6 protein-coding genes are annotated in these 7,231 nt (G+C 30.5%); 5 read left to right on the forward strand and 1 reads right to left on the reverse strand.

Features of this window, described 5'->3' with window-relative positions:
• The first annotated feature begins 5 nt into the window (after positions 1–5).
• The 3 genes from rfbC to A9G28_RS05665 are packed head-to-tail and all read left to right on the forward strand — an operon-like array spanning position 6 to position 2,417.
• Complete coding sequence (gene rfbC, locus A9G28_RS05655) at positions 6–536, forward strand: dTDP-4-dehydrorhamnose 3,5-epimerase (protein ID WP_065580031.1); 531 nt, start codon at positions 6–8, stop codon at positions 534–536.
• Between the two features lie 7 nt (positions 537–543).
• Complete coding sequence (gene rfbD, locus A9G28_RS05660) at positions 544–1,407, forward strand: dTDP-4-dehydrorhamnose reductase (RefSeq protein WP_065580032.1); 864 nt, start codon at positions 544–546, stop codon at positions 1,405–1,407.
• A gap of 8 nt (positions 1,408–1,415) precedes the next feature.
• Positions 1,416–2,417, forward strand: coding sequence for a hypothetical protein (locus tag A9G28_RS05665; protein WP_065580033.1), 1,002 nt, complete (start codon positions 1,416–1,418; stop codon positions 2,415–2,417).
• A gap of 19 nt (positions 2,418–2,436) precedes the next feature.
• Here A9G28_RS05665 and A9G28_RS05670 read toward each other — a convergent pair whose 3' ends face one another.
• Entirely contained in the window at positions 2,437–3,447 is a 1,011-nt protein-coding gene (locus tag A9G28_RS05670; RefSeq protein WP_065580034.1) for a glycosyltransferase, read from the reverse strand.
• Between the two features lie 219 nt (positions 3,448–3,666).
• Between A9G28_RS05670 and msbA (A9G28_RS05675) the strand changes: the two genes are divergently transcribed.
• Both msbA (A9G28_RS05675) and msbA (A9G28_RS05680) read left to right on the forward strand, forming a co-directional pair.
• The gene (msbA, locus tag A9G28_RS05675) at positions 3,667–5,403 is read left to right on the forward strand and encodes a lipid A export permease/ATP-binding protein MsbA (protein ID WP_065580035.1); all 1,737 of its coding nucleotides are present in this window, start codon (positions 3,667–3,669) and stop codon (positions 5,401–5,403) included.
• Positions 5,404–5,417: 14 nt separating this feature from the next.
• Positions 5,418–7,187 (forward strand): lipid A ABC transporter ATP-binding protein/permease MsbA, encoded by a 1,770-nt coding sequence (gene msbA, locus A9G28_RS05680; protein ID WP_065580036.1) that lies wholly within the window; start codon positions 5,418–5,420, stop codon positions 7,185–7,187.
• Positions 7,188–7,231 lie beyond the last annotated feature (44 nt).

Here is a 7,231-nt window from a genome sequence, read left to right on the forward strand (position 1 = left end):
TTATAATGAAAGTGATCCAAACAGATATTCTTGATGTGAAAATAGTTCAACCTATAGTTTTTGGTGATCACAGGGGGTTTTTTTTAGAAACCTTTGAGCAGAAGCGTTATCAAAAAATGTTAGGGATTGAACTTAACTTTGTACAAGATAACCACTCTCGTTCACAAAAAGGGGTGTTAAGAGGCCTGCATTTTCAAAAAGAAAACCCTCAGGGAAAGCTTGTTAGAGTTGTTCGAGGTGAAGTATTTGATGTGGCTGTCGACATCCGTAAAGACTCGCCAACTTATGGAAAATGGGTAGGTGTGATTTTATCGGAAGATAATAAAACTCAATTATGGATACCTCCAGGTCTAGCACATGGTTTTTTGGTAATGTCAGATATAGCTGATTTTGAATATAAATGTACCAGTTATTATGATCCGTCATCCGAAGAATGTTTATTTTGGAATGACCCAACTGTAAATATAAGTTGGCCAATATCAAATCCTATATTATCCGATAAAGACAAATTAGGTAAAACTTTAAAGGAGTTATAAATAGCTAATGAAAGTTTTATTAACTGGAGCCAATGGTCAATTGGGACACTGTTTTAAAAATATATTTCCTAAAGATTGGGAGTTATTTGCTACTGATCGTAAGGTATTGGATATAACTGATAACTTAGCTGTTGAGGATTATATCTCTACGTATAAACCTGATTGTATTGTTAATACAGCAGCTTTTACAGCAGTTGACAAAGCAGAAGATGATTATAATTTAGCTTATCAGGTTAATGTTGTTGCTTCTGAAAATTTGGCTATTGTTGCTAAAAAATGCAATGCAAAACTAGTTCATATTTCAACCGATTATGTATTTGATGGGACCAAAAATTATCCTTACGAGGAAAATGATAAAACTAATCCGATTAATGTATATGGGGAAACAAAACGCAAAGGTGAACTCGCTATTTTAGCTAATAATTCATCAGCGATTATTATTAGAACTTCTTGGGTATTTAGCGAGTACGGTAATAACTTTGTTAAAACTATGTTGAAGTTAGCAAGTGAAAATACAAAGCTGTCTGTTGTGGATGATCAGATTGGCAACCCAACTTATGCAGGAGATATTGCTAAAGTAGTTATTAAATTACTTAAAAAAAATGCCGACGGAGGCATTTATCATTATTGTGGAGATAAATCTATATCATGGTTTTTATTTGCGAAAGAGATATTTGATGTAGCATTAAAACAAAAGTTATTGCTTCAGGTGCCTGATGTTTACCCAATCAATTCTATATCTTTTCCTACTAAAGCTAAAAGACCACTATATTCGGTCATGAGCATGGAAAAATTGAAAAAATATGATTTATCTGGCTCAAATTGGAGAGAACAATTAATTTCTTGTATTTCTAAAATTAAATCTATTTAGGTTATTTGATGACTGTTTATTTTGCTGAATGGAATGCTGATTATGAAAAGTATATGGTGGGTATTTTAAAATATGAATATGACGTTGTGCTTTTTAACAAATTAATGAAGCATTTTAGGGATATTAATTTTATATTAGAAAGAAAGAAACTCCCTAGGCAGTGGTTTATTAAATTTCATCAATTTATGAAATTAAGAACATTAAAGACCGATGACATTTTATTATGTAGTGGCTTTGCTGTTTCTGGATTTATTGACTTGGTTAAAAATCTTCAATGCCATCGAATTCTAGTATTGCGCGATACTATAGAAACGTTAAACAAGAGTATGAAAAATCAAAAAAAATGGCTTTGTCAAGATGAAGATTATATAGATAAAATTACTCCACATTTTGATAAGATTTATAGTTTTGATTTTGAGGATTGTCGTAAATATAGCTTTACATATTTAAACCAATTTTTACCGTTCACTTATTCAGAAATGCAAAAATTAAGGTGTGAGCCAAATCATTTCGGTAATAGTATGAAAATTTGTTTTTTTATAGGTGAATATAGGGACGATAGGGTGAGGATTATTAATAATATTGCACCTATATTGCATAAAAATGGTTATAAAACTGACTTTAATTTAATTGATTATAGCTCAAATCAAATTGCTTTTTCTATGAACAAATCCGAGCATTATAAATTAGGAAATAAAATCAGTTATTTTGACAATATAGAAAGAGTAAAAAATAGTGATATAATTTTAGAAATTGGGCAAATTGGTCAAACTGGAGTGACTTTAAGAGCTATTGAAGCTATTTTATTTAATAAAAAATTAATTACCACTAATAGCTCTATAAAGAAATATGATTTTTATTCACCCGAGCAAATTTTTATTCTCGATTATCAAAATATCGCCAATATCGGTGAGTTTTTGGCGTCTGAATTTTCACCTGTTCCTTTAGAGATTCTGTATGAGTATAGTGCAGATGTAATGTTAAATACTATTAGAGACGCTTTTATATAATACTATTATTTTTTGTTATCTAGTGTATTTTTTTAAAAAAATACACTAGATAACAAATTAAACCTGAAAATATTTTTTTTTGGTGTAATCTATGTTTTGCACAATACCTTATTTGCTTAGATGTTGTTGGTGGTAATAAAGGCGTCAGTTTCCAAGGAGAGCTTGACTTAGCTTTAAGGAAATACTTAGAGCAATCGTATTCTTTAGCCCATTTATGCCAAGGTTTTGATGGACCAATATAATGGATCAATATTGTCTTATCGGTAATAGAGGTATAGCTTTTTAATTTTGTTTTGTATTTTAATTCGTAATTAATACTCACTTGTTGGTTATATTTCCTATCAAGGTATTTAACTTTTTCTCGTAATAATAGATTTAATACATCTTGATCTAAATGGGTAAAATTTTTTGATAGATCTGAATCGGAAAGTAACTTTAAAGCTTTTACATTTATATTAAATTCTTTCCATTTTTCGAGATTAATCAGTAAGAATCCCGCATTAAAATAACCTGATGATAATTTATGCTCATTGAGTCTGATTGCACATTTATTCCACCATATTGGATCTTTTTCTGTCACTACATAAGCAATATTATTGTCAAACTGTAATGTAACCAATTCTTGTAAAGATCCTTTGCATATAATGTCAGCATCCAGATAAAGAATTTTATCTGTTTTTTTATAAAAATAATCAGCTACTATAAATCTAAAATAGGTTGCAATTGTCCAATTTTTAGTTGTAGGCAGGTTAGATAAATTATGGTCATCCACTAAATAAATTGTTATATTTGTATTATATTTATTTGCAAGCTCTTCTAATTTGTTTTCAATATCATCGCTAGTGTAATTTGTAAATATATGGAAACTAACACCTAAATTAGTGTTGGTTAATAAAATAGACGTAATTGAAATTGCGCAACCCAAGAAAAAATTTTTATCAATTCCATATGCAATGTTTAATGGTTTAACGTTATCACTGGCTGTAAATCTTATTTTTCTCTTTATAATATTATCTGAATTGAAATACATTGCTTATTTCCTATTGCGTCATTCCTGAATAAATTCAGTTATTGTTTTATTATTAAAATAAGAATATTTTAATAAACTAGAGAATTAAAGCTTTTTCAAGAATTTATCATTATATATATAAAATAAATTTTTTCTAGCTGAAAAAGAATTGTAATAAAATTTTAAAATCTAAGCTGATATATAGTATAATCCAATACCCAATTAACTTTTTTCTTCCTTATGTCAAATAAATATAGCTCATTAAAAACCATAAAACAATTATGGCCGTTTATTTACCCACATAAAAAGGCATTAATTGTTGCAATTATAGCCCTTTTATTCAATGCTGCAACGGATGCAACTTTAATTTCATTAACAAAACCTTTATTAGACAATGGATTGATGAATAAAAATTATGAACTATTGATTCTTTTTTCAATTGGTATTATTGGGCTAATTGCGTTACGTGGCTTATCAAATTATTGTTCTACTTATTGTCTATCTTGGTTATCGGGAAAAGTAGTGACTAAATTTCGGCAATTAATATTCGACCATTTAGTAAAAAGCCCTGTTAGCTTTCTCGACAAAAATCCTGTTGGAGAATTGGTTACGGTAATAACCTATAATACTCAGTTATTATCAAAAGCATCATCAGATGCACTTATTATATTAGTTAGAGAAATAGCTTATGCTATTGGTTTATGTGCAGTAATGTTTTATGGGAATTGGAAGCTTGCTTCTGTTTTAATTGTTGTCGTGCCATTAGTCATTTTTATTGCTCAATTTATAGCAAAAAAATTTCGACATGCGCTTGTTTCAATACAAAAAGGAATAGGGACTATTACGATTGCTGCCGATGAAATGTTAAAAGGACATAAAGAAATTTTGATTTTTAATGCTCAGAAATATGAAAAAGATAATTTTTATTCAATTAATAAAATTTTTAGGCGAGGTATTTTAAAAATTATCCTCGTTTCTGGTTTATCAACACCAATAATTCAATTAGTAGCAACATTGGCCTTAGGGTTTATATTATTCCTTGTTGCTAGTCAAACACTAGATATTACACCAGGTTCATTCACTGTCGTTTTTTCAGCTATGGTCGCAGTAATGCGCCCTTTAAGAGAGTTAACAAGTGTGCATCTTGAATTGCAAAAAGGCTCTGTTGCTTGTGAGTCGCTTTTTGGTCTTTTAAATTCGGCTGTAGAAGAGGATAATGGTACTATTGAATTAAAAAGAGCAAAAGGCCGCATTGAATTTGAAAAAGTTACTTATACTTATCCAACCAATTCATCCCCATCTTTAAATAATATTAGTTTTAAAATTAAAGAAGGTGAAACGGTTGCTCTAGTAGGACGCTCAGGGGCTGGTAAATCAACTATAGCTAGCTTGTTACCAAGATTTTATGATGTTTCAATAGGTGAAATATTATTGGATTCTATAGATATTAAAAAGTACACTCTTAAATCATTACGTAATCAAATTGGCTATGTTTCCCAGCAAGTCCATTTATTTAATGGAACGATAGCTGATAATATCGCTTATGGTGCGAAAGATAGATATAGCCAACAAGATATTATAAATGCAGCTAAACAAGCCAATGCTATGGAATTTATTGAAAAATTAGAACATGGTTTGGATACTGAAATTGGAGATAATGGTGTTTTATTGTCGGGTGGGCAACGTCAACGAATCGCCATTGCTAGAGTACTACTGCGTGATAATCCAATTTTGATTTTGGATGAAGCGACATCAGCTTTAGATAATGAGTCAGAGCGATTAGTTCAAAAAGCAATAGAACATTTACAAAAAAACCGTACTTCTATTATTATTGCACATCGATTATCAACAATTGAACGAGCAGATCGTATTTTAGTTATTGATGAAGGCCAAATAATTGAGGAAGGCACTCATGAAACCTTATTATCACAAAATGGTCTTTATGCCAAAATGCATCAATTACAATTTAATACTTAACTAAAAGATACATTATGAAAAAAGATAATAATCAATTAATCAATAAAATTGATCGAGATTCTTCAACTTGGCGAACTTTTTTGAAATTATGGCCTTATATTGCTAAACACAAATTTATTCTTTTTGTATCTGTTATATTACTTATCCTTAGCGCTTTTGCAGATACTTCTCTTATCGCTTTATTGCAACCATTGCTTGATAAAGGATTTGTGGAAAACGATCAGCATTTTTTAATGATGGCACCTTTATATATCTTAGGGTTAGTTTTATTGCGAGGTGTTGCAAATTATGGATATGCTTTCTTTTTATCGTTAATTTCAACTAAAGTTGTCCTTAAAATTCGGCAACGCCTTTTTAATCATTTTGTTGATGCTCCAGTAAGTTATTATGATCAAAACTCTACGGGAAGATTATTATCGCGAATTACTTATGATACCGATCAAGTTGCATCTTCATCATCTGATGCATTAATAACGATAGTACGTGAATCTGCGTTTATTTGTGGCTTGTTTTATACCATGTTTACCAATAGCTGGCAGCTATCTTTGTCGTTGATCATCATTACGCCTGTTGTTATCGGTTTAATTACTTTTATTTCTATAAAGTTTAGAAAATTAGCTAAAAATATGCAGAACTCAATGGGTAATGTTACTATGTCAGTTGAGCAAATGTTAAAGGGGCATCGCGAAATTATTCTCTTTGGAGCCCAAGATGAGGAGTCAAGACACTTTGATAATGTAAGTAATAAATTTAGGCGTGACTCCATGCGGCTTGTGTCTATTTCGGCTCTATCAACACCTATTGTGCAATTGATAATCTCATTTGCTATTGCTTTTGTGCTATTAATGGCTAGTAATCCTGATCTTAATATTACTCCTGGACAATTTACTGTTGTTTTTTCTTCACTTGTTGCGTTAATGCAACCGATAAAAAGTTTAACTAGTGTTAATGCTGACTTCCAAAAAGGGATGGCAGCTTGCCAAACGTTGTTTGCTATTTTCGAGCAACCAATCGAGAAAGATAATGGGAAAATTAACATTGATCGCGTCAAAGGGAATATTGAATTTAAGAACGTTAATTTTACTTATGAAACTAGACAAGAGCCAGCTTTACAAGATATAAATTTTGTTGTAGAACCATATAAAACTATTGCTTTGGTTGGACGATCTGGATCAGGGAAAACGACTATTGCAAGTCTACTCACCCGGTTTTATGATGTAAAAGAAGGTGAAATTTTAATCGATAATTATGATATTCAAGACTTAACTTTATATAGCTTGCGTAATCAAATTGGACTAGTATCGCAAAATGTTCATCTATTTAATGATACTGTGGCTAATAATATTGCTTATGGGAGAGTAGGCGAATATTCTCAGGATCAAATAGAAGAAGCAGCTAAAAAAGCTTATGCCTATGATTTTATAAAAGGATTAGAAAAGGGTTTTGATACTATAGTCGGAGAGAGTGGAGTATTATTATCTGGAGGTCAACGCCAACGTATTGCAATAGCAAGAGCTTTATTACGAGATACGCCAATTCTTATTTTAGATGAAGCTACATCAGCCCTAGATACGGAGTCAGAACGAGCAATACAAAAAGCCTTAGAAGAACTACAAAGAGGGCGAACATCTATCGTTATCGCTCATCGGTTATCAACTATTGAAAATGCAGATGAAATATTAGTTATGAATGAAGGAAAAATTATTGAAAAAGGTTCTCATTCAGATTTATTAAATAAAGATGGCATTTATGCAAAACTGTATAAAAGCAATTTTAATGATTGAAAATATTGCATATTTAAATGATTATATTACAGTTTAAAATTTAT

Source organism: Gilliamella sp. Fer1-1 (assembly GCF_001690825.1).
GTDB lineage: Bacteria > Pseudomonadota > Gammaproteobacteria > Enterobacterales > Orbaceae > Gilliamella > Gilliamella apicola_C.